The 21720-nt window shown below is 66.7% G+C and carries 17 protein-coding genes; 13 read left to right on the top strand and 4 right to left on the bottom strand.

What is annotated here, in order from left to right; all coding sequences use genetic code 11:
• Window positions 1-240: 240 nt before the first annotated feature.
• The 3 genes from VLK31_RS31640 to VLK31_RS31630 all read right to left on the bottom strand — a co-directional run bounded on the left by VLK31_RS31640 (window position 241) and on the right by VLK31_RS31630 (window position 3739).
• Complete coding sequence (locus VLK31_RS31640) at window positions 241-2112, bottom strand: phosphoenolpyruvate carboxykinase (GTP) (protein ID WP_409172447.1); 1872 nt, start codon at window positions 2110-2112, stop codon at window positions 241-243.
• Between the two features lie 153 nt (window positions 2113-2265).
• On the bottom strand, window positions 2266-2418 hold the full coding sequence (locus VLK31_RS31635) for a hypothetical protein (protein WP_409172446.1): 153 nt from the start codon (window positions 2416-2418) through the stop codon (window positions 2266-2268).
• Between the two features lie 121 nt (window positions 2419-2539).
• Window positions 2540-3739, bottom strand: coding sequence for a threonine ammonia-lyase (locus tag VLK31_RS31630; RefSeq protein ID WP_409172445.1), 1200 nt, complete (start codon window positions 3737-3739; stop codon window positions 2540-2542).
• A 115-nt stretch (window positions 3740-3854) separates the two neighbouring features.
• On the opposite strand from VLK31_RS31630, the gene VLK31_RS31625 reads away from it, so the two are divergent.
• The 3 genes from VLK31_RS31625 to VLK31_RS31615 all read left to right on the top strand — a co-directional run bounded on the left by VLK31_RS31625 (window position 3855) and on the right by VLK31_RS31615 (window position 9339).
• Window positions 3855-6182: an ATP-binding protein gene (locus VLK31_RS31625; protein ID WP_409172444.1), complete on the top strand. Its 2328-nt coding sequence runs from the start codon at window positions 3855-3857 to the stop codon at window positions 6180-6182.
• A gap of 143 nt (window positions 6183-6325) precedes the next feature.
• Complete coding sequence (locus tag VLK31_RS31620) at window positions 6326-7963, top strand: S41 family peptidase (RefSeq protein ID WP_409172443.1); 1638 nt, start codon at window positions 6326-6328, stop codon at window positions 7961-7963.
• A 170-nt stretch (window positions 7964-8133) separates the two neighbouring features.
• A complete protein-coding gene (locus VLK31_RS31615; RefSeq protein ID WP_409172442.1) occupies window positions 8134-9339 on the top strand; it encodes a nucleoside hydrolase in 1206 nt (401 codons plus the stop codon).
• A gap of 3 nt (window positions 9340-9342) precedes the next feature.
• On the opposite strand, the gene recQ is transcribed toward VLK31_RS31615, so the two are convergent.
• Window positions 9343-11235 carry a DNA helicase RecQ gene (gene recQ / locus VLK31_RS31610; RefSeq protein WP_409172441.1) on the bottom strand — a complete coding sequence of 631 codons (1893 nt, stop codon included), beginning with the start codon at window positions 11233-11235 and terminating at the stop codon, window positions 9343-9345.
• A 301-nt stretch (window positions 11236-11536) separates the two neighbouring features.
• On the opposite strand from recQ, the gene VLK31_RS31605 reads away from it, so the two are divergent.
• The 10 genes from VLK31_RS31605 (at window position 11537) to VLK31_RS31560 (ending at window position 21694) form a co-directional block, all read left to right on the top strand.
• Window positions 11537-12508: an ABC transporter substrate-binding protein gene (locus tag VLK31_RS31605; RefSeq protein ID WP_409172440.1), complete on the top strand. Its 972-nt coding sequence runs from the start codon at window positions 11537-11539 to the stop codon at window positions 12506-12508.
• Window positions 12489-13364 (top strand): ABC transporter permease, encoded by an 876-nt coding sequence (locus VLK31_RS31600; RefSeq protein WP_409172439.1) that lies wholly within the window; start codon window positions 12489-12491, stop codon window positions 13362-13364. The genes VLK31_RS31605 and VLK31_RS31600 overlap by 20 nt, the downstream gene beginning before the upstream one ends.
• Window positions 13361-14158, top strand: coding sequence for an ABC transporter ATP-binding protein (locus tag VLK31_RS31595; protein WP_409172438.1), 798 nt, complete (start codon window positions 13361-13363; stop codon window positions 14156-14158). The genes VLK31_RS31600 and VLK31_RS31595 overlap by 4 nt, the downstream gene beginning before the upstream one ends.
• Window positions 14159-14396: 238 nt before the next feature.
• A complete protein-coding gene (gene hutC / locus VLK31_RS31590; protein WP_409172437.1) occupies window positions 14397-15134 on the top strand; it encodes a histidine utilization repressor in 738 nt (245 codons plus the stop codon).
• A 62-nt stretch (window positions 15135-15196) separates the two neighbouring features.
• A complete protein-coding gene (hutH, locus tag VLK31_RS31585; RefSeq protein WP_409172436.1) occupies window positions 15197-16765 on the top strand; it encodes a histidine ammonia-lyase in 1569 nt (522 codons plus the stop codon).
• Window positions 16766-16792: 27 nt separating this feature from the next.
• Window positions 16793-18529, top strand: coding sequence for a urocanate hydratase (gene hutU, locus VLK31_RS31580; protein WP_409172435.1), 1737 nt, complete (start codon window positions 16793-16795; stop codon window positions 18527-18529).
• A gap of 185 nt (window positions 18530-18714) precedes the next feature.
• Entirely contained in the window at window positions 18715-19449 is a 735-nt protein-coding gene (locus VLK31_RS31575; protein ID WP_409172434.1) for an IclR family transcriptional regulator, read from the top strand.
• Between the two features lie 71 nt (window positions 19450-19520).
• Window positions 19521-20282, top strand: a complete 762-nt coding sequence (locus VLK31_RS31570; protein ID WP_409172433.1) for a transporter substrate-binding domain-containing protein — start codon at window positions 19521-19523, stop codon at window positions 20280-20282.
• Window positions 20283-20301: 19 nt separating this feature from the next.
• Window positions 20302-20970: an amino acid ABC transporter permease gene (locus VLK31_RS31565; RefSeq protein ID WP_409172432.1), complete on the top strand. Its 669-nt coding sequence runs from the start codon at window positions 20302-20304 to the stop codon at window positions 20968-20970.
• A gap of 151 nt (window positions 20971-21121) precedes the next feature.
• Window positions 21122-21694 carry a HutD family protein gene (locus VLK31_RS31560; RefSeq protein ID WP_409172431.1) on the top strand — a complete coding sequence of 191 codons (573 nt, stop codon included), beginning with the start codon at window positions 21122-21124 and terminating at the stop codon, window positions 21692-21694.
• Window positions 21695-21720: the final 26 nt, after the last annotated feature.

Here is a 21720-nt window from a genome sequence, read left to right as displayed (position 1 = left end):
TGAAACGACTCAGCGCCGATGATAGTGCGGGTTCCCGTGTGAAAGTAGGTCATCGTCAGGCTCTTACAGCCCAGAAAACCCCAGTCAGCAATGACTGGGGTTTTTTGCTTTGCAGAAATGGGAATTAAAGGCCGAAGAAAATCCAGCCGGATTTAAACGCACAAATAAACACCCCCACCCAAGACGAAAAAAAGCCCGATGAATCCATCGGGCTTTTTAATTGGAGCAAAGAGCCAGCTATCAGGCAGCCAGTCGCTGCTCAATTGCAGCCTTGGTCTCCGGCAATTCCTTCGGCAAATGGTGTTCCAGCTGCTTGAACAGCTCTTCATGCAGCTTCAGCTCGGCTTGCCAAGCGGCCTTGTCGATGCTAGTCACCGTTGCGAACTGCTCAGCGCTGAAATCCAGGCCTGTCCAGTTCAAGTCTTCATAGCGTGGGCTCACGCCGGTGATGTGTTCGATGCCTTCGGTCTTGTCACCTTCGATGCGATCGATCATCCACTTCAGCACGCGCATGTTCTCGCCGTAGCCAGGCCATACGAACTTGCCGTCCGCGCCCTTGCGGAACCAGTTGGTCGTGTAGATCTTCGGCAGCTGGGCGCCGGAGGCCTCGAGCTTCTTGCCCAGGTCGAGCCAATGCTGGAAGTAGTCGCTCATGTTGTAGCCCATGAACGGCAGCATCGCGAACGGGTCGCGGCGCACCACGCCCTGTTGGCCGGCCGCAGCGGCGGTCGTTTCCGAGCCCATCGTCGCTGCCATGTACACACCTTCCACCCAATTGCGCGCTTCGGTCACCAAGGGCACGGTGGTCGAGCGGCGGCCGCCGAAGATGAAGGCGTCGATGGTCACGCCCTTCGGGTCGTCCCAGGCTTCGTCGAGGGCGGGATTGTTGGTGGCGGCGACGGTGAAACGCGCATTCGGGTGCGCGGCCTTCGCGCCGGTTTCCTTGGCGATCTGTGGCGTCCAGTCCTTGCCCTGCCAGTCGATCAGGTGCGTCGGCAGCGCCTTGTCCGGTGCGTCCTGCTCCATGCCTTCCCACCACACGTCGCCGTCGTCGGTGAGCGCAACGTTGGTGAAGATCACGCCGTCGTCCAGGCTGCGCATGCAGTTCGGATTGGTCAGCATGTTGGTGCCGGGCGCCACGCCAAAGTAACCGGCCTCGGGGTTGATGGCGCGCAGCGACCCATCGGCCTGCGGCTTGATCCAGGCGATGTCGTCGCCAATGGTCGTGACCTTCCAGCCTTCGAAGCCGGCGGGTGGCACCAGCATCGAGAAGTTGGTCTTGCCGCAGGCGCTGGGGAACGCGGCGGCCACGTGGTACTTCTTGCCTTCAGGGTTGGTCACGCCCAGGATGAGCATGTGTTCGGCCAGCCAGCCTTCGTCGCGGCCCATGTTGGAGGCGATGCGCAGCGCAAAGCACTTCTTGCCCAGCAACGCGTTGCCACCGTAGCCGGAGCCATAGCTCCAGATCTCGCGCGTTTCGGGGTAATGAACGATGTACTTGGTCTTGTTGCAGGGCCAGGACACGTCCTTCTGCCCCGCTTCGAGCGGCGCGCCCACGGTGTGCACGCAGGGCACGAAGTCGCCGTCGGTGCCCAGCACGTCGTACACGGCCTTGCCCATGCGGGTCATGATGCGCATGTTGACGGCCACGTAAGGCGAGTCGGACAGCTCGATGCCGATGTGCGCAATGGGCGAGCCGAGCGGGCCCATGCTGAACGGCACCACATACATCGTGCGGCCCTTCATGCAGCCGTCGAACAGCGGCTGCAGCGTGGCGCGCATTTCGGCCGGGGCCATCCAGTTGTTGGTGGGGCCGGCGTTGTCTTTCTGCGCGGAGCAGATGAAGGTGCGGTCTTCCACGCGCGCCACGTCGGTCGGGTCGGACACGGCCAAGAACGAGTTCGGGCGCTTGGCCGGGTTGAGCTTCTTGAAGGTGCCGGCGTCGACCAGTTGCTGGGCGAGGCGGTCGTATTCTTCCTTGCTGCCGTCGCACCAGTGAATGGCCTCGGGTTTGCACAGTGCGGCCATGTCGGCCACCCAGGCGATCAGCTTCGCGTTCTTTACGTACGAGGGGGCCTGAATGGTGAGGCCCTTCATCGCGGGTGCGTTCATCGGAAAATCTCCTAAGTTGAAAAATCGTCTTTCCGAACGGGGCGCCATGCCGGTACAGGCACAGAGGTCCGTTTGAGAAAACGTTTCGCTTGGGGAGAGTGCGTCAACGCGGGCTGCACTGCCCGCGGACAAGAACGCCAGCGCCTGTCAGCGTCAGGCCAGGAAAACTGCGATGGACGCCAGCAACAGCATCAGCACGCCACCGACCAGCGGCAGCACGAGGGGCATCAGGTGAACCACCGATTCGACGGCGTCTTTTTCGACAGCAGCGCCGTGGCTTGGTTCAACGGGTGTGGGGTTGGACATCGGGAAGTACCTCGAATACACAAATTGACAGACGGGTCGCATTTTACCGGCGGGTAGCCTCCCACCGGTCTAGGGGGTTGCGAGCCCCTCGATCAGGTTGGCCTGCGGCCGATGCGCCATCTCAATGCTGCTCCTGAGCCTCGAAGCCCGCGTCCGTGAGTGCGAGCAGCACGCTGGCCAGGTGGGCCCGCCCGCGCGTCTGCAGCACCAGCTCGATGTCCACGTTCTGTGCCGCCAGCATGGTGAAGGCGCGCTGATGGTGCACCTCGTCGACGTTAGCGCCCGCTTCAGCGACAGTCGCCGTGATCTCTGCCAACGAGCCTGGCACATCGCGCGCGCTGACCCGCACGCGCGCCAGCCGCCCGGCCCGCACCATGCCGCGTTCGATGATGGCCGCCAACAGCAATGGATCGATGTTGCCGCCGGACAGAACCAGCCCCACGCGTTTGCCCTTGAAGCGCTCCGGATGCCGAATCAGCGCCGCCAGCCCCGCCGCGCCCGCGCCCTCGACCAGCGTCTTTTCGATTTCCAGCAGCATCAGCACGCCTTGCTCGATGTCGCCTTCGTCCACCAGCAGCAGGTCGTCGACCTTGCTCGCGATGATGGCCTGCGTCAGCACGCCCGGCGTGCCGACCGCGATGCCCTCGGCGATCGTGCTCTTGCCCTGCACATGGTGCGTGCCCTTCACGGCATTGACCATCGCCGGAAACCGCGTGGTCTGCACGCCGATGATCTCCAGGTCGGGCCTGCGCTCGCGCGCTGCCACCGCCATGCCCGCAATGAGCCCGCCGCCGCCCACCGCGACCACCAGCGTGTCGAGGTCGGGCACCGCGTCGAGCATCTCCAGCGCCACCGTGCCCTGGCCCGCGATGATGGCCTCGTCGTCATACGGATGCACGAAGGTCAGCCCCTCGCGTTCGGCCAGCTCCAGGGCGTGGGCACGTGCCGCGTCGAGCGAATCGCCATGCAGCACCACCTCGGCGCCAAAGCCGCGCGTGCGCTCGATCTTCACGCCCGGCGTGAAGCGCGGCATGACGATCAGCGCGCGCAGCCCGAGGCGCTGCGCGTGATAGGCCACACCCTGGGCATGGTTGCCCGCAGACATGGCGATCACTCCGCGTGTACCGTTCGCGCACAGGTCGACCAGCTTGTTGCACGCGCCCCGTTCCTTGAACGAGGATGTGAACTGCAGGTTCTCGAATTTGAGGAAGACTTGGGCACCCACGATCTCCGACAAAGTGCGCGATTCCACGCAAGGTGTGTTGAGCACCTGACCTTGCAGGCGCGCCGCAGCGCGCAGGATTTCTTCGATTCCGACCATGGCGCGCATTGTGGCTGGAATCGCACCATGAGGGGGTTTACCGTTTGCGAGTCTTCCCGAAGCCAAAAGTCTGCGTTATGGTCTCTCCGAGATTTTCCTCGTTGGAGGTTGCCTGATGGCCAAGCGTGCGGGTGTCGATGTGGTGGCTGCTGCGGTACGCGGGCAGGCATTGCCGTCGCCCGGCCTGAAGGAAGCACCGGTGCTGGAGCTAATGTGCTCGCACTTCGTGCTCACGCTGGCGGCCAAGCAGGGACCGCGCTTCAATGTGCGGCGCGACATCAACGGCTTGCTGTCGCTCACGGGGCGGCACCTGGTGTGGCCCGCGCCCGTGCTGCAGCGCCTGCGCGAATTTCTGGGGCGCCGCTGCGCCGGCAATGAAGCGTGGAAGGGCGTGGAAACCTTCGACGGCCGCACGCTGCTGGAGCGCCACGGCGTGTGGCGCGGCCCCTATGAAGAAGGCACGCTGTTCTTCTACCTCGACGAATACGCGAAAGACCAGCCCAAGGACCTGCTGTCGGTGCTGGCCGTCACGCGCGACTGGCTCACGCATGCGCTGCGCAAGCAGTCGACGCTGGTCGAGAAGAACATCGACGCGCTCGCGGGCCTGCTGCAGCTCAACAAGGCCGAGCGCGCGCTGCTGCTGTACGGCACGCTCGCGCGCTACCAGCGCGACCTGCGTTCGCTGCTGGTCGAGTTCAAGGTCAACAACGCGCCGGAGGCCTACGCGGCCATTGCCGACATTGCCGGCGTGAACGCGAGCGAAGTGGGCGAGGCATTGCGCGCGGGCTCGCGGCTGGAGCGCATCGGCCTTGTAGAGAACCTGATTTCCGAGCACAACATCACCGACCTTGCCGACCTCATGAAGGTCAGCGAAAAGCTGCCGCCAGTGCTCATGCGCGAGTACCGCGACCAGAACGAGCTGATGGCCGTGTTCACCCGGCCTTCGGCCAAGAGCACGCTCACGCCGGACGATTTCTCCTTCGTGCAGGAAGACGCGCAGATGCTCGTCACGCTGCTGCGCGCAGCCGTCGCGCGCAAGGAGCCGGGCGTGAACGTGCTGCTCTACGGCCCGCCCGGTACCGGCAAGACCGAACTGGCGAAGGTGGTGGCGCAGGCCGCGGGGCTGGAACTCTTCGAGGTGGAGTACGCCGATCGCGACGGCAACTCGCTGAGCGGGCGCGACCGCTACCGCTCGCTGCAGATCGCGCAGGTCTTCCTCAACGGCAGCGCACAGGCCGCGCTGTTGTTCGACGAGGTCGAAGACGTGTTCCCGCCCATCAGCACCGAGGCCGCGCAGTTCATGGCGCGCGCCGAGCAGATTTCCGCGTCCACCAGCGGCAGCGTGAGCGGCAAGGCCTGGGTCAACCAGATCCTGGAGGCCAACCCGGTGCCCACGCTGTGGGTCACCAACCGCATCGAGCAGATCGACCCGGCGTTTCGCCGCCGCTTTGCGTACCACCTGGAGCTGAAGTCGCCGCCGCCCGGCGCGCGCGAGCAGCTTGTGAAGAAGACGCTCGAAGGCGTGGTCGTGTCCGAGGCCTTCACCGCCAAGCTGGCCGAGCGCAAGGGCCTCACGCCCGCGCAGATCCGCACGGCGGTGCGCTTCGCGGGCCTGGCGCGCACCGACGACGCCTCGGTGGAAGCGCTCATCGAGCGCCAGCTGCGCAATGCCGACCTGGCCCTGGGCACGCTCGACCGCGGCCGTGGCGAGCGCCGCAGCGTCACCACCTACGACCTGGACATGCTCAACGTGGAGACCCGCTTCGAGATTGCGCGCGTGGTCGAGGCGCTGAAGGCGCGCGGCCACGGCACGCTGTGCTTCTACGGCGCGCCCGGCACCGGCAAGACCGCGCTGGCCGAGCACATGGCCAAGGCCATCGGCCGCCCGCTCATCATCAAACAGGCCAGTGACCTCATGAGCAAGTACGTGGGCGAAACAGAGCAGAACATGGCCGCCATGTTCCGCGAGGCCGAGAGCGAAAAGGCCGTGCTGCTGCTCGACGAGGCCGACAGCTTTCTGCAGGACCGGCGCGGCGCGCAGCGCACCTACGAGGTGACCGAGGTCAACGAGATGCTGCAGGGCATGGAGCGCTTCAACGGCATCTTCGTGTGCACCACCAACCTGCTCGACCGGCTCGACCAGGCGGCGCTGCGGCGCTTCACCTTCAAGATCAAGTTCATGCCGCTCACCGCGGCGCAGCGCGAGCGCATGTTCGTCACAGAAGCGCTCGCGGGCGATGCCGAACGGATGACCGGCGCCCTGCGCACGCAGCTCGCGCGGCTCACGCAGCTGTGCCCGGGCGATTTCGCGGCGGTGAAACGCCAGACCGATATTCTGGCGACCGAGTTTTCGGCGGCCGAGTTTCTTGAGCAGCTCGAGGCCGAGCACCGCATCAAGCCCGAAGTGCGCGAGTCTCGCGGCATGGGCTTCCTGCCGTCGTAGCGCCGTCTCCCGGGGCGGCGTCGGCGCGGCAGGCAGACAGAAGAAGAACCAGACGGGTGTGGAACCCGGGGAGCGCATGGCGGGCGAAACGCCCGCGCGCATGCGAAACATCCGTCCGCCACCACGGACACGAGGAGGAAGACATGGGCTTTCGCGAGATCACCGTGCGGCGGCTGCCGCGTTCTGGCGCCTGGGTTGCAAGCGCCGTGTTCGCCACCGCCTGCCTGCTGGCGGGTTGCGGGGGCGGCGGTGGGGGAGGAGGAGGCGGCAGCGTGCCGATCGGCCTGCTCCCCGGCGTGACAGCGCCGCCCGCCACCGGCGGCAACACCGGCACCGGTGGTGGCGACGGCGCCATCGTGGCCTCCGCCACGGTGGCGGGCCAGTGCGCCGCGCCGCGCGGCGGCATCAACCCCGCCACGGGCGCGGCCTATGGCGACACCGCCGGCTCGCTCGACATCGAAAAAAGCTGGGTGCGCGGCTGGATCGACGAAACCTACCTCTGGTACTCCGAGGTGCCCACCGCGCTCAAGGCCAGCGACTACGCCACGCCGGTGGCCTGGTTCAACGTGCTCAAGACGGGGGCCACCACGCCGTCGGGCCGCGCCAAGGACCGCTTCCACTTCACCTACGACACCGAGGTGTACCGCCAGCTGTCGCAAGGTGGCGTGTCGGCCGGCTACGGCCTGGAGACGGCCTCGGTGCGCAGCTCGCCGCCGCGCGACATTCGCGTGGCCCTGGTCGAGCCGGGCTCGCCGGCCGCCAACGCGGGCATTCTGCGCGGCGCCAAGCTCCTCACGGTCGACGGCGTGGATGTGGTTGGCGGCACCGGCACCGCCAACATCAACACCATCAACGGTGCCCTCGCGCCGAAGGCCGTCGGCGAGTCGCACACCTTCACCTTCGACATGGGGGGCACCCAGTCCACCGTGCAGCTCACCGCGCAGAACGTCGTCAGCACGCCGGTGCAGAACGTCAAGGTCATCGCCTCCGGCGGCGCGCGCGTGGGCTACCTGCTGTTCAACGACCACATCACCACGTCGGAGGCGATGCTCATCGACGCGGTGAACACCTTCAAGCAGGGCGCCGGCATCCAGGACCTGGTGCTGGACATGCGCTACAACGGCGGCGGCCAGCTCGTCATTGCCAGCCGGCTGGCGTACATGATTTCTTCGCCCGCGGTCACGGCGGGCAAGACCTTCGAGCAGCTGGTCTACAACGACAAGAACCCGTTCCGCCAGACCGTGGCGCAAACCCTGACGCCCTTCACCGGCACCAGCCGCAGCGGGCAGCCCTTGCCCACGCTGGGCCTGTCCCGTGTGACGGTGCTGACCGGCCCCGACACCTGCTCGGCCAGCGAGTCGGTCATCAACAGCCTGCGCGGCGTGGGTGTCACCGTCAACCTGGTGGGCGGCACCACCTGCGGCAAGCCCTACGGCTTCATTCCGCAGGACAACTGCGGCACCACCTACTTCGCGATCCAGTTCAAGGGCGCCAACCAGCAGGGCTACGGCGACTACAGCGACGGCTTCGCGCCCAACGACAACTGCACCGTGGCCGACGACTTCAGCCACCCGCTGGGCGACAGCGCCGAGGCCCGCCTGGCCGCCGCGCTCACGCTGCGCAACACCGGCGCGTGCCCGGTGGCCGGCTCCACCAAGGCCGCGGCGAGCCTGGGGCTCGACAAGGCGCAGGCCGCGCCGGAGGCCGAGCAGCCCTACCTGCTCAACCGCTCGCCGCTGCGCGAGAACCGCCTGCTCACGCCCTCGTCCGACCCGGGCTGAGCCCTTTTTTCTTCGCGCGAAAACCCCTAGGCCATGGCGCTTGCCACGCCCGTGGCTCGCGCCGTAGAGTTTGGCAAACGTTTGCGCAAAGCTTTGCGCAAACGTTTGTATTTCAGTCGTTGCGAATGAAGACGCACTGAAAACCAAACCCTTGGCCTCAGGAGAAACAAATGCGCAAATGGATCGGGACGGTATTCGCCGTCGGCATCACGGCTCTGGCACTGGCAGGGTGCGGCGGCGGGGGCAACGGAGGTGGCGGCCTTGGCCCAGGGTTCGGTGGATCGAGCGGATCGGGCGGTACAGGCTCATCGGCCTCCACGGCGCAAAAGATCATCATCGACAGCGACTACAACACCATGAGCGACGACGGCCAGCTCGGCGTCATGGCCGCGCAGCTGCAGGCGCAGGGCAAGGTGCAGGTCATGGGCATCAGCGTGGTGTCGGGCAACCAGTGGCTGCGCCAGGGCGTGGCCGACGCGCTCATGTCGGTCGAGCGGCTGGGCGTGGGCGATCGCATCGGCGTGTACGTTGGAGCCAATTACGCGCTCAACCACAGCCTGGCGGACGTGCAGGCCGAAATGACCGCCGGCGCGGGCGGCGACGGCTACCTGGGCGCCTGGAGCGGCCCGGAGCCCAAGACCGACGCCGACCTCAAGCCCTCGCCCGACGGCTTCGCCCGCCACACCGTGGTGCAGCGCAAGAGCGCGGTCGACTTCATCGTGGACACCGTCAAGGCCAACCCTGGCGAGATCACCATCCTGGCCATCGGCCCGCTCACCAACATTGCGCTGGCGGTGAAGCAAAACCCAGAGATCGTTCCGCTCATCAAGCAGATCATCTACATGGGCGGCGCCATCGACGTGCCGGGCAACACCACCAAGACGGCCGAGTTCAACTGGTGGTTCGACCCCGACGCCGCGCAGTTCGTGGTGCGCCTGCCCATCCCTCAGGTGGTGGTGCCGCTGGACGTGACAGACACCGTGTTCCTCACCAAGCCCATCTACGACCGCATTGCGCACCCGGCCCAGCCCACGGCCGTGACCGACGTGTTCCAGAAGCTCAACGGCTACGGCTTCGACGGCAAAAACGGCTTCGAGACCAACGCCAGCTACACGCAGAACATCTGGGACACGCTGACCCTGGCCTACCTGATCGACCCGAGCTATGCCACGCAGACCGCGCAGCGCTATGTCGACGTGATTGCCAAACCCGGCGCGCCCGACAACGGCCGCTCCATCGGCTACACCGCGCAGCCCGCGGGCCCCACGCTGCAGAAGATGACGGTGGTGCAGAAGTTCGACAACGCGCGTTTCTTCACGCTGTATGTCGACCTGCTCACGCGGCCGGTGCCGGTGGTGCTGCCGGCAACTGACTGAAGGCTAGAACGCCTCGCACACCCTCAGCACCTCGGCGCCGTAGGCCTCCAGCTTCTTGGTGCCGATGCCGCTGATGCCCTGCAGGTCTTCGAGCGTGGCCGGCGCACGCTCGGCAATGGCCGCCAGCGTGGCGTCGTGAAAGATCACGTAGGCCGGCAGGTTGTGCTCCTTGGCCACCTCGGCGCGCCAGGCCTTCAGCGCCTCGAAGCGCTTCTTGCCAAGCTCGTCGAGCGAGGCGGCCGCCGGCGACGGCGCGCCCTTGGCCACCTTCTCGCGCCGGGGCTTGCGGTCCGCCGGCGACGACACCGATTCGCGCAGCGACACCGTGGTCTCGCCCTTGAGCACCGCGCGCGAGCCTTCGGTGAGCTTGAGCGTGTTGAACGCCTCCGCGTCCACCGCCAGCGCGCCGGTGGCGATCAACTGGCGCAGCACGCCACGCAGCGCCACCTCGCTGAACTCCGCGCCAATGCCGAAGGTGCTGATGCGCTCATGCCCGAACTGCTTGACCTTGTCGGTCGACTTGCCGCGCAGGATGTCCATGATGTGCCCCGCGCCAAAGCTGATGCCGTTCAGCTGCTGCACGCGGTAGACGGTGCTCAGCAGCTTGCGCGCGGCATCGGTGCCGTCCCACACCTGCGGCGGGTTCAGGCAGTTGTCGCAGTTGCCGCAGGGCGTGCTCTGCTCGCCGAAGTAACCCAGCAGGCGCACGCGGCGGCAGTCGCTGGCCTCGGCCAGTGAGAGCAGGGCGTCGAGCTTGCCGCGCATCACCTGTTTGAATTCTTCGCCGGCCGGGCTCTCGTCGATCATGCGGCGCTGGTTCACCACGTCCTGCAGGCCGTAGGTCATCCAGGCGTCTGCGGGGCCGCCGTCGCGCCCGGCGCGGCCGGTTTCCTGGTAGTAGCCCTCGATGTTCTTGGGCATGTCCAGGTGGCCGACAAAGCGCACGTCGGGCTTGTCGATGCCCATGCCGAAGGCAATGGTCGCGACCATCACGATGCCTTCCTCGCGCAGAAAGCGGTCCTGGTGCTTCTGGCGCACCGCGGCGTCCAGGCCCGCGTGGTACGGCAGGGCGTTGATGCCCGCGTTGCGCAGCGTCACCGCCACGTCTTCCACCCGCTTGCGCGACTGGCAATAGACCACGCCCGCGTCGCCTTCGTGCTCGCGCTCGATGAAGCGCAGCAGCTGCGTGGTGGCTTCCTTCTTCTCGACGATGGTGTAGCGGATGTTCGGCCGGTCGAAGCTGGAGACGAACTGGCGCGCTTCTTCCAGCTGCAGCCGCTCGACGATGTCGGCGCGCGTCAGGTCGTCGGCGGTGGCCGTGAGCGCAATGCGCGGCACGCCGGCATAGCGCTCGTGCAGCACGGTGAGCGCACGGTACTCGGGGCGAAAGTCGTGGCCCCACTGGCTCACGCAATGCGCCTCGTCAATGGCAAACAGCGAGAGCTTGCCGCGCTCTTTCAGCGAATCGAGCTGCGAGAGAAAACGCGGCGTGTTCACCCGCTCGGGCGCGGCGTAAAGCAGCGTGATTTCGCCGCGCAGCATGCGGCGCTCCACCTCTTGCGTCTGCTCCCAGTCGAGCGTGGAATTGAGAAAGGCCGCGCTCACGCCGGCCTCGTGCAGCGCGCCCACCTGGTCGTGCATGAGCGCGATGAGCGGTGACACCACAATCGCCACGCCATGCCCGGCGCGCTGCCGCGCGATGGCCGGGATCTGATAGCACAGCGACTTGCCGCCGCCCGTGGGCATCAACACCAGCGCGTCGCCGCCGCCCACCACGTGATCGACGATCTCCTGCTGGGCGCCGCGGAACTGCGAATAGCCGAACACCTCGTGAAGGATGTCGGCGGGTGCGCTGCTGCCGGAGGCGTCGATGGGGTGGGGTGCGAGAGAGGACACAGGCAGCAGATGAGAGGGCGAAGTGGAGGGCGGACGGCGCCAGAAAGGAGGGGGCTGCCGATTGTCCCCCAGCCACGCGGATATGACTGTGGCACGAGGTTTGCAATGGTCACCCCCGTCCCGCAGCCTCTCTTGTCTAGACAGCAAACCGGTGCATTTCCCTCAGAAGTGCACCAAAAAAGACCTTTCGGGTTATCCTGTATATACAAGTTGGGGCGCTTGGCAACAATGCGAGGCGCGCGCAGCCCGGTCACCGGGGTGTTCCGCCGAGCCTTTCCAAAGAACAGAACCAGGAGTACCCATGGTCAAGACGACGGTAGTTGTGAAATTCGCTTCGCTGCTGGCAGCCGGTGTGTGTGCAGCGGGCATGGCCCAGACGGCCGCCGCCCAGGAAACGAAGATTGCGCTCGGCATGTCCGGTTGGACCGGCTTTGCGCCGCTGTCGCTGGCCGACAAGGCCGGCGTCTTCAAGAAGAACGGGCTGGACGTCGACCTGAAGATGATTCCGCAGAAGGACCGCCACCTGGCGCTGGCCTCCGGCGCCATTCAGTGCGCGGCCACCACGGTGGAAACGCACGTGGCCTGGAACGCCAACGGCGTGCCCATCGTGCAGATCTTCCAGATGGACAAGTCCTACGGCGCCGACGGCCTGGCGGTGCGCGGCGACGTTGCCAAGTTCTCCGACCTCAAGGGCAAGACCATCGGCGTGGACGCGCCCGGTACCGCCCCGTACTTCGGCCTGGCCTGGATGCTCAACAAGAACGGCATGACGCTGAAGGACGTGAAGACCACCACGCTGTCGCCGCAAGCCTCCGCGCAGGCCTTCGTGGCCGGCCAGAACGACGCCGCCATGACCTACGAGCCGTACCTGTCGACCGTGCGCGCCAACCCCGCCGCCGGCAAGATCCTGGCCACCACGCTCGACTACCCGATGGTGATGGACACGGTCGGCTGCGCGCCCACCTGGCTCAAAGCCAACGCCAAAGCCGCCGCCGCGCTCACCAAGTCGTACTTCGAGGCGCTGGACATGATCAAGGCCGAGCCGGAGAAGGCGAACGAGCTCATGGGCTCGGCCGTGAAGCAAAGCGGTGAGCAGTTCGCCAAGTCGTCGGCCTTCCTGCGCTGGCAGGACAAGGCAGCCAACCAGAAGTTCTTTGCGGGCGAGCTCACCAGCTTCATGAAGGAAGCCACCCCCATCCTTCTGGAAGCCGGCGTGATCCGCAAGGCGCCCGAAGACCTCGCAGTGACCTTCGATGCAAGCTTCGTCAAGTAAGGCGCTGCAGCAGGTGCCGCCCGCCGTTTCGGCGGTGGTGCCTGCGCGGGCCGCGTCCTTCAAGCCCGCGCGCCGCCGCGGCCTGGCGCCGCTGGAGCCCATCGGCACGCGTGCGCGCGTGCTGCTGGGGCTCGGCTTTTTCGTCGCCTTCGTGCTCGTGTGGACCGCGGCCACGCTCGGCGGCTTCGTGCCGCCGACCTTCCTGGCCAGTCCGCCGACCATGGTCAAGGAAGGCTGGCTGCTCTTCACCGAGTACGGCTTTCTGGGCGACATCGGCATGACCGTGTGGCGCGTGTTCGGCGGCTTCCTGCTGGCGGCCGTGTTCGCGGTGCCGCTGGGCATTGCCATGGGCACCTGGAAGACCGTGGAGGCCTTCTTCGAGCCCTTCGTGTCCTTCTGCCGCTACCTGCCGGCGTCGGCCTTCATTCCGTTGCTGATTCTGTGGGCGGGCCTGGGCGAGATGCAGAAGCTGCTGGTGATCTTCATCGGCTCGTTCTTCCAGATCGTGCTGATGGTGGCCGTCACCGTGGGTGGCGCGCGGCGCGACCTGGTGGAGGCCGCCTACACGCTGGGCGCCAACAGCCGCGGCATCGTGGCGCGGGTGCTCATTCCGGGCGCCGCGCCGGGCATTGCCGAAACGCTGCGCCTGGTGCTCGGCTGGGCCTGGACGTATGTGATCGTGGCCGAGCTGATCGGTTCGTCGTCGGGCATCGGCCACATGATCACCGACAGCCAGGCGCTGCTGAACACCGGGCAGATCATCTTCGGGATCATCGTGATCGGCGTCATCGGTCTGTTGTCAGATTTCGCTTTCAAGGCGCTCAACCGCCGCCTGTTCGCATGGAGCACGCTGTGAGCCTCGACCCGAGCCAGAACCAACTCTCCATTCAGGGCGTGTCGCGTGTCTTCACCGGCACCAAGGGCCAGCGCACGCAGGCGCTGCAGCCGATCGACTTCGAGGTGAAGGAGAACGACTTCGTCACCATCCTCGGCCCTTCGGGCTGCGGCAAGTCGACGCTGTTGCGCATCGTGGCGGGGCTGGACTTTCCGACCACCGGCCAGGTGCTGCTCGACGGCGAGCGCATCGACGGCCCGGGCGCCGACCGCGGCGTGGTGTTCCAGAGCTACACGCTGTTTCCGTGGCTCACGGTGGCGCAGAACATTCGCTTTGGGCTGCGCGAGCGCGGCATGAGCGAGGCCGCGCAGAAAGAGCGCAGCGAGTTCTTCATTGCCAAGGTGGGCCTGCGCGGTTTCGAGCATCACTTTCCCAAGCAGCTGTCGGGCGGCATGCAGCAGCGCACGGCCATTGCCCGCGCCCTGGCCAACGACCCCAAGATGCTGTTGCTGGACGAGCCCTTCGGAGCGCTCGACAACCAGACGCGGGTGCTGATGCAGGAGCTGCTGCTGGGCATCTGGGAGTCGGCGCAGAAGACGGTGTTGTTCGTCACGCACGACATCGACGAGGCGATTTTCATGGCCAACCGAGTGGCGGTGTTCAGTGCGCGGCCCGGTCGCATCAAGACGGAGATTGCGGTCGACTTTCCGCATCCGCGCAGCTACACGATCAAGACCTCGCCGGAGTTCATGGACATCAAGGCGCGGTTGACGGAAGAGATCCGGGCTGAGTCGATGGCTTCTGCGGAGCATTGAGGATGGCGCTTTGTGTCTTGCTTCTTCGGGGTCGGGGTCGGGTTCATTCAGGGCGCGCCCACGCCGACGGGGTACCTTGCTCCGCGAATGTCCCCCGGGGCTTCGCCCCTCCTCCTTTATTTCGCTGCGCAAGGCACCCCATCGGCCTGTGCACCCGCCCCGAACAGCGCCGCCCTGAACAACAGCGGCCAGAACACAAGCGCCCTGAACAACAGCGCCAAAAACAAAAGCAACAAGCATGAAACGCGACCTCCCCACCCTCGCGCTCTACGCGCAAGTCAAAGACCACATCTCCCGCAAGATCCAGGACGGCACTTGGCCCCCCGGCCACCGCCTGCCGTCCGAACACGAACTCGTCGCCCAGTTCGGCATGGCGCGCATGACCGTGAACCGCGCACTGCGCGAACTGGTTGAACAGGGCCGCATCACCCGCGTGGCCGGCGTCGGCAGCTTCGTGGCCGAGAACAAACCGCAGTCCACCCTGCTGCAGATCGCCAACATCGCCAGCGAAATCCGCCAGCGCGGGCACGACTACCGCTGCGACATGATCGAAGTCGAACGCATCGCCGCATCGCCCGACGTGGCCGCCTGGCTCGACCTGCACGCGGGTGCCTCGGTGTTCCACAGCGTGTGCCTGCACCTGGAAAACGGCACGCCCGTGCAGCTCGAAGAACGCTACGTCAACCCCCAGGTCGTGCCCGACTACCTCGAGCAAGACTTCAGCACCATGCCGCCCAGCGAGTACCTCGTGCGCAACGTGCCCTTCGACCAGATCGAACACGTCGTCGACGCCGTGCTGCCCAACCAGGAGCAGGCCGACCGGCTCGCCATGGCACTCACAGACCCGTGCCTGCTGCTCACGCGCCGCACCTGGACACGCAACACCCCCGTCACCTGGGTGCGCTGCCTGCACCCCGCCTCGCGCTACAGCCTGGGCAGCCGCTTCAGGGCCGACGGCAACCCCACCTTCGGCTGATTTTTTTCCGTCCACGAAGACCCTTCGTTTTCTCTCGCCCCTACTTGTATAGACAGGTTCACATGACCAGCACACACACCACCACCCCAGACGCTTCCAATGCCTCCCTGACCCTCACGCCCGGCCAGGTCGATCTGGCGATGCTGCGACGCATCCAGGCCGGTGGCGTGCGGCTGTCGCTCGACCCGTCGGTGCGCAACGGCATGCTGCGCGCGGAGGCCGCGGTGCGCCACATCGTGGAGAACGACCAGGTCGTCTACGGCATCAACACCGGCTTCGGCAAGCTTGCCAGCACACGCATCGGCAACGACCACCTGGCCGAGCTGCAGCGCAACCTGGTGCTGTCGCACAGCGTGGGCACGGGTCAGCCGCTGGCCGCGCCGGTGGTGCGCATGGTGCTGGCGACCAAGGCGGTGAGCCTGGCGCGCGGGCACTCGGGCGTGCGGCCCGCGCTGGTCGATGCGCTGCTGGCGCTTTTCAACGCGGGCGTCATGCCCAGCATTCCGTGCAAGGGCTCGGTCGGCGCGTCGGGCGACCTGGCGCCGCTCGCGCACATGGCCTGCGTGCTGATCGGCGAAGGCGAGGCGACGCTGGCCGACGGCCGGGTCGTCGGCGGTGCCGAGGCCATGCGCAGCATCGGCCTCGAACCCTTCGTGCTGGGCCCCAAGGAAGGCCTGGCGCTGCTCAACGGCACCCAGGTGTCGACCGCGCTGGCGCTGTTCGGCCTGTTCGGCGCGGAAGACGTGTTTGCTTCTTCGCTGATGTCGGGCGCGCTGTCGCTCGAAGCTATACAGGGCTCCATCAAGCCCTTCGACGCACGCATCCACGCCGCGCGCGGCCAGTTCGGCCAGATTGCCGTGGCGGGCGCTGTGCGCACGCTGCTAGAGGGCAGCGACATCGTGCCCTCGCATGCCGACTGCGGCCGCGTGCAAGACCCGTACTCGGTGCGCTGCATTCCACAGGTGATGGGCGCCTGCCTCGACAACCTGGCGCATGCCGCGCGCGTGCTGGTGATCGAGGCCAACGCCGCGTCGGACAACCCGCTGGTGTTCGTCGACACCGGCGAGGTGATCTCGGGTGGCAACTTCCACGCCGAGCCGGTCGCCTTTGCCGCCGACATCATTGCGCTGGCCATCAGCGAAGTGGGCGCCATTGCCGAGCGCCGCATCGCGCTGCTGCTGGACACGGGCCTGTCGGGCCTGCCGCCGTTCCTGGTGCGCGATGGCGGGCTCAATTCGGGCTTCATGATCGCGCAGGTGACGGCCGCCGCGCTGGCGTCGGAGAACAAGTCGCTCGCGCACCCCGCCAGCGTCGACAGCCTGCCCACCTCGGCCAACCAGGAAGACCATGTGTCGATGGCCACCTTCGCGGCACGCCGCCTGGCCGACATGGTCAACAACACCGCGGTGGTGGTCGGCATCGAGGCCATGGCTGCCGCGCAGGGCATCGAACTGAAGCGCGGGCTCAAGAGCTCGCCGCTGGTGGAGGCCGAGTTCGCCGCCATTCGCCAGAAGGTCGCCTTCCTGGAGCGCGACCGCTACCTCGCGCCCGACATCGAAGCCATGCGCCAGTGGGCGCTGGCGGCCGCGCTGCCGGCCGCGCTGCTCGACATCCTGCCCAGTCACTCGTAAAACCTCACCGATTAGGAGAACCACGCCATGAACGCTCCCGACAAATTTGCCATGAACACCACCGACGCTGCCGCCGCCACCGACCCGCGCCACGACCCGACCCGCGTGATTCGCGCCCCGCGCGGCAGCGAGCTCAACTGCAAAAGCTGGCTCACCGAAGCGCCGTTCCGCATGCTGCAGAACAACCTGGACGCCGAGGTGGCCGAGCGCCCGCAAGACCTCGTGGTGTACGGCGGCATCGGCCGTGCCGCGCGCAACTGGGAGTGCTACGACCAGATCCTGGCGTCGCTGAAAGAACTGAACGACGACGAGACCCTGCTCATTCAATCGGGCAAGCCGGTCGGCGTGTTCAAGACGCACGAGAACGCGCCGCGCGTGCTGCTGGCCAATTCGAACCTTGTGCCCAAGTGGGCCAACTGGGAGCACTTCAACGAGCTCGACCGCCTGGGCCTGTTCATGTACGGCCAGATGACGGCCGGCAGCTGGATCTACATCGGCAGCCAGGGCATCGTGCAGGGCACCTTCGAGACCTTCGTCGAAGCCGGCCGCCAGCACTACGGCAACAGCCTGGCGGGCAAGTGGATCCTCACGGCCGGCCTGGGCGGCATGGGCGGCGCGCAGCCGCTGGCCGCCACGCTGGCGGGGGCGGTGTCGCTCAACATCGAATGCCAGCAGGCCAGCATCGACTTTCGCCTGCGCACGCGCTACGTCGACAAGCAGGCACGCGACATCGACCATGCGCTGGAGCTCATCAAGCAGCACACCGACGCCAAGGAGGCCGTGTCGATCGCGCTGCTGGGCAACGCGGCTGACATCCTTCCCGAGCTGGTGAAGCGCGCCCAGGCCGGTGGGCACAAGCCCGACCTGGTGACCGATCAGACCTCCGCGCACGACCTGATCAACGGCTACCTGCCTTCGGGCTGGAGCGTGCCGCAATGGCAGGCCGCGATGAAAGACCCGTCGCAACACGACGCGCTGACGAAGGCCGCCGCCAAATCGTGCGCCGTGCATGTGCAGGCCATGCTCGACTTCCAGGCCATGGGCATTCCCACGGTCGATTACGGCAACAACATCCGCCAGGTCGCGTTCGACGAGGGCGTGAAAAACGCCTTCGACTTCCCCGGCTTCGTGCCCGCCTACATCCGCCCGCTGTTCTGCGAAGGCAAGGGCCCGTTCCGCTGGGTGGCGCTGTCGGGCGACCCCGAAGACATATACAAGACCGACGCCAAGATCAAGGAGCTGTTCCCCGAGAACACCCACACGCACCGCTGGCTCGACATGGCGCGCGAGCGCATCGCCTTTCAGGGCCTGCCGGCGCGCATCTGCTGGCTGGGCCTGGGCGAGCGCCACATCGCGGGCCTGGCCTTCAACGAGATGGTGAAGAACGGCGAGCTGAAGGCGCCCATCGTCATCGGCCGCGATCATCTGGACACCGGCTCGGTGGCCAGCCCCAACCGCGAGACCGAAGCCATGAAGGACGGCACCGACGCGGTGAGCGACTGGCCGCTGCTCAACGCACTGCTCAACACCGCGGGCGGCGCCACCTGGGTCAGCCTGCACCATGGCGGCGGCGTGGGCATGGGTTACTCGCAGCACTCGGGCGTGGTGATCGTCGCGGACGGCACCGACGCGGCGGCCAAGCGCATCGAGCGCGTGCTGTGGAACGACCCGGCCAGCGGCGTCATGCGCCATGCCGACGCGGGCTACGACATCGCGGTGGCCACGGCCAAGGCGAAGGGGCTGAAGCTGCCGATGGTGAAGTGAGGGCGGGGGCAGTCGGGGGCAGTGGAGGGCGGCGGTAAGGCGAAGGTAGAAAGAAAAAACGCAGCCATTCCCAATCATTGGGAATAAAGGGTTGGAGGTGAGAACGGCGAGCAAGATACTGCACGCCGGCCCCTCTTTCGACATCTTTGCGAATGCCTCCTGGAACGCCTCCTAGAACGCCTCCGATGACGCCCCCGACCGAAGCTCCCACCCACAACGACCGCGCGCTGTTCGTGCTGTCGGTGCTGGCGCAGAGCAAGACGGCGATGACGGCGGCCGAGCTGGTGCAGGCCACCGGCCTGTCGCAGAGCACGCTGTACCGCCAGGTCGCCACGCTGCGGCGCTGGGGCTTCGTGATGGAGTCGGACGGGCGCTACTCGCCGGGCCCGGTGAGCGTGCAGCTCGCCAGCGGCTTCGACGGCAACTCCGACCTTGTGATGGCCGCGCGCGCCGACATGCGCGAGCTGGCCCGCCAGACCCACGAGAGCGTGGCGCTGGTCACGGTGGTGAACGACCGCGTCGTGTGCCTGGAGATGATCGACAGCGAGCAGTCGCTGCGCTGCTCCTTCGACCGCGGCCGCAGCGTGCCCGCACGCGACGGCGCCAGCGCCAAGTGCCTGCTGGCCCACCTGCCCACGGACCAGCGTGACGCCTTGCTCGAAGGCTTCGACGAAAGCCCCGAGCGCCGCGCCGAACGTGCCGCCGAGCTCGACGCCATCCGCGAAGCCGGCCATGCCGTGACGCATGGGGAGGTCGATGCCGGCGTGTGGGGCGCGAGCGCGCCGGTGCTGGCGTCGGGCCGGCGTTTGCGCGGCGCGATCACGCTCATGGCGCCGCTCACGCGCGTCGAGGGCATGGAAGCTGCATTGCTCCACATGACCGTCGTCACGGCGGCCCGCATCTCCCGCGCCCTGCCGTAGTTGCGCGCTGCTTTTTCCCTCTCACTTCTTCCTCCTTCGTCCTCCTTCTTCCCCCACGAAAGCCCCTCGCCATGAACACCCGCCGCACCCTTGTCGCCGCCGCACTCTCCAGCCTTGCCTTCGTCGGCCTGTTCGGCCTTGCCGCCGGCGCGCACGCCCAGGGCGAGCCGCTGCGCGTGGCCACCGACGCCACCTTCCCGCCCATGGAGTTCGTGGAGAACGGCAAGCGCACCGGCTTCGACGTGGAGCTGGTCGAGGCCATCGGAAAGACGCTGGGCCGCAAGATCGAGTGGATCGACATCGACTTCAAGGGCTTGGTGCCGGGCCTGATCTCCAAGCGCTTCGACATGGCCGTGTCGGGCATCTACATCACCGACGAGCGCAAGAAGGTCGTCGACTTCACCGTGCCGTACTACGCGGGCGGCCTGGTGGTGATGGTGAAAGAAGGCAACACCACCATCAAGACGCCGGCCGACATCAATGGCAAGAAGGTCAGCGTGCAGGTGGGCACCAAGTCGGTGGCCTTCACCAAGGAGAAGTACCCGCAGGTGCAACTGCAGGAAGTCGAGAAGAACCAGGAGATGTTCGCGCTGGTGGACATTGGCCGTGCCGACGCCGCCGTCACCGGCAAGCCCGCCGCCTACCAGTACGTGCGCACGCGCGGCGGCCTGAAGGTGCTGCCAGAGCAGATCACCACCGAGGAATACGGCATGGCCATTCGCAAGGACACGCCAGAGCTCACCAAGGCCGTGAACGGCGCCATCGACAAGCTCAAGGCCGACGGCACCTACGCGCAAATCGTCAACAAGTGGTTCAACGCCACCGCCAAGTAATTCCTGAGCGCGAAGCACCATGGATCTCGATTTCTCGCCCGTCTGGCAGGGCTGGCCCGACCTGCTGCGCGGCGCGCTCGTCACGGTGGAAATCACCGCGTGCGCACTGGCGCTGGGCTGCGTGCTGGGCCTGCTGGTCGGCATCGGCCGGCTGAACCCGAAACGGCGCTGGGTCTACGGCGTGTGCACGGCGTATGTGGCGGCCATTCGCGGCACGCCGCTGCTGGTGCAGCTGTTCATTCTGTTCTTCGGCCTGCCGCACTTCGGCATTCTGCTGCCGGCCTTTTTGTGCGGCGTGCTGGGGCTGGGCGTGTACTCGGGCGCGTACGTGTCGGAGATCGTGCGCGGCGCGATCCAGTCGATCGACAAGGGCCAGACCATGGCCGCGCAATCGCTGGGCATGACGCCCGGCACGGCCATGCGCCAGATCGTGCTGCCGCAGGCGGTGGTGCGCATGATTCCGCCGCTGGGCAACGAGTTCATCGCGCTCATCAAGAACTCGGCGCTGGTGTCGCTGCTGACCATCCATGACGTGATGCACGAGGGGCAGAAGATCATCAGCGTGTCTTACCGGTCGCTGGAGGTGTACCTGGCCATTGCGCTGGTTTACTTCGTGCTGACCGGCACGATGACGCTGGTGCTGCGGCACTTCGAGCAGAAGCTGCGGCAGGGCGGGTTGATGCGATGAGCGGCGCGTTGGTATTCGAATTTCTCCCTCCCCTCCCGGGGGAGGGTCGGGGTGGGGGCACGCGGCGCTCGATGAAGCACTGCGCCGAACAGACGCCGCTTGCCCCCATCCCAGCCTTCCCCCGGAAGGGGAAGGAGCAAGAGGGGTACACATGAGCGGCGCACAGAAATTCTCCCGCGCCACGCTCCCCGTCATGCCCTGGAAAAACGGTGGCGGCACCACGCAGCAAATCTGCAGCTGGCCCGAGGGCGCGGCGCTCGACACGTTCGGCTGGCGCGTCAGCATCGCCACCATCGCCGCACCGGGGCCGTTCTCGGTGTTCGCTGGCATCGACCGCAGCATCATGCTTCTGGAGGGCGACGGCGTGCGCCTCTTCACGCACGACGCGCGCATCGACCACGCGCTCGACGTGCCGCATCAGCCCTTCGCCTTCAGCGGCGACGAGGCCATCGACTGCACGCTGCTCGGCGGTGCCTCGAACGACTTCAACGTGATGACGCGGCGCGGCCAGTGGCGCGCCGATGTGCGGGTGCTCGACAGCGCAACGGCCATCGAGGCCGCGCCGCATGGCGCGCTGCTGGCCCTGCGCGGCACATGGCGCCTGAACGACGAAGCTTGCCGGCAAGGCGAGGGCCTTCAATGGGCCGACGCGGCGCAGGCCTGGCACGCCGTGCCCGAGGGCGCCGATGCGCGACTGATCGCGGTGCGCATCGTGCCGGCCTGAGCCGCAAAAAAACGACAACAGCGACA

It is taken from the genome of Variovorax sp. H27-G14, from assembly GCF_046156345.1.
Lineage (GTDB): Bacteria > Pseudomonadota > Gammaproteobacteria > Burkholderiales > Burkholderiaceae_C > Variovorax.
This window is presented reverse-complemented; position numbering and strand designations above follow the sequence as displayed.

Excerpts from the sequence above, each read along its gene's own strand:
- VLK31_RS31570 (WP_409172433.1), top strand. The coding sequence starts at position 19,521 with ATGAACACCCGCCGCACCCTTGTCGCCGCCGCACTCTCCAGCCTTGCC.
- VLK31_RS31575 (WP_409172434.1), top strand. The coding sequence starts at position 18,715 with ATGACGCCCCCGACCGAAGCTCCCACCCACAACGACCGCGCGCTGTTC.
- VLK31_RS31620 (WP_409172443.1), top strand. The coding sequence starts at position 6,326 with ATGGGCTTTCGCGAGATCACCGTGCGGCGGCTGCCGCGTTCTGGCGCC.
- hutH (WP_409172436.1), top strand. The coding sequence starts at position 15,197 with ATGACCAGCACACACACCACCACCCCAGACGCTTCCAATGCCTCCCTG.
- hutU (WP_409172435.1), top strand. The coding sequence starts at position 16,793 with ATGAACGCTCCCGACAAATTTGCCATGAACACCACCGACGCTGCCGCC.
- VLK31_RS31615 (WP_409172442.1), top strand. The coding sequence starts at position 8,134 with ATGCGCAAATGGATCGGGACGGTATTCGCCGTCGGCATCACGGCTCTG.
- VLK31_RS31600 (WP_409172439.1), top strand. The coding sequence starts at position 12,489 with ATGCAAGCTTCGTCAAGTAAGGCGCTGCAGCAGGTGCCGCCCGCCGTT.
- hutC (WP_409172437.1), top strand. The coding sequence starts at position 14,397 with ATGAAACGCGACCTCCCCACCCTCGCGCTCTACGCGCAAGTCAAAGAC.
- VLK31_RS31630 (WP_409172445.1), bottom strand. The coding sequence starts at position 3,739 with ATGGTCGGAATCGAAGAAATCCTGCGCGCTGCGGCGCGCCTGCAAGGT.
- VLK31_RS31565 (WP_409172432.1), top strand. The coding sequence starts at position 20,302 with ATGGATCTCGATTTCTCGCCCGTCTGGCAGGGCTGGCCCGACCTGCTG.
- VLK31_RS31635 (WP_409172446.1), bottom strand. The coding sequence starts at position 2,418 with ATGTCCAACCCCACACCCGTTGAACCAAGCCACGGCGCTGCTGTCGAA.
- VLK31_RS31640 (WP_409172447.1), bottom strand. The coding sequence starts at position 2,112 with ATGAACGCACCCGCGATGAAGGGCCTCACCATTCAGGCCCCCTCGTAC.
- VLK31_RS31560 (WP_409172431.1), top strand. The coding sequence starts at position 21,122 with ATGAGCGGCGCACAGAAATTCTCCCGCGCCACGCTCCCCGTCATGCCC.
- VLK31_RS31625 (WP_409172444.1), top strand. The coding sequence starts at position 3,855 with ATGGCCAAGCGTGCGGGTGTCGATGTGGTGGCTGCTGCGGTACGCGGG.
- VLK31_RS31605 (WP_409172440.1), top strand. The coding sequence starts at position 11,537 with ATGGTCAAGACGACGGTAGTTGTGAAATTCGCTTCGCTGCTGGCAGCC.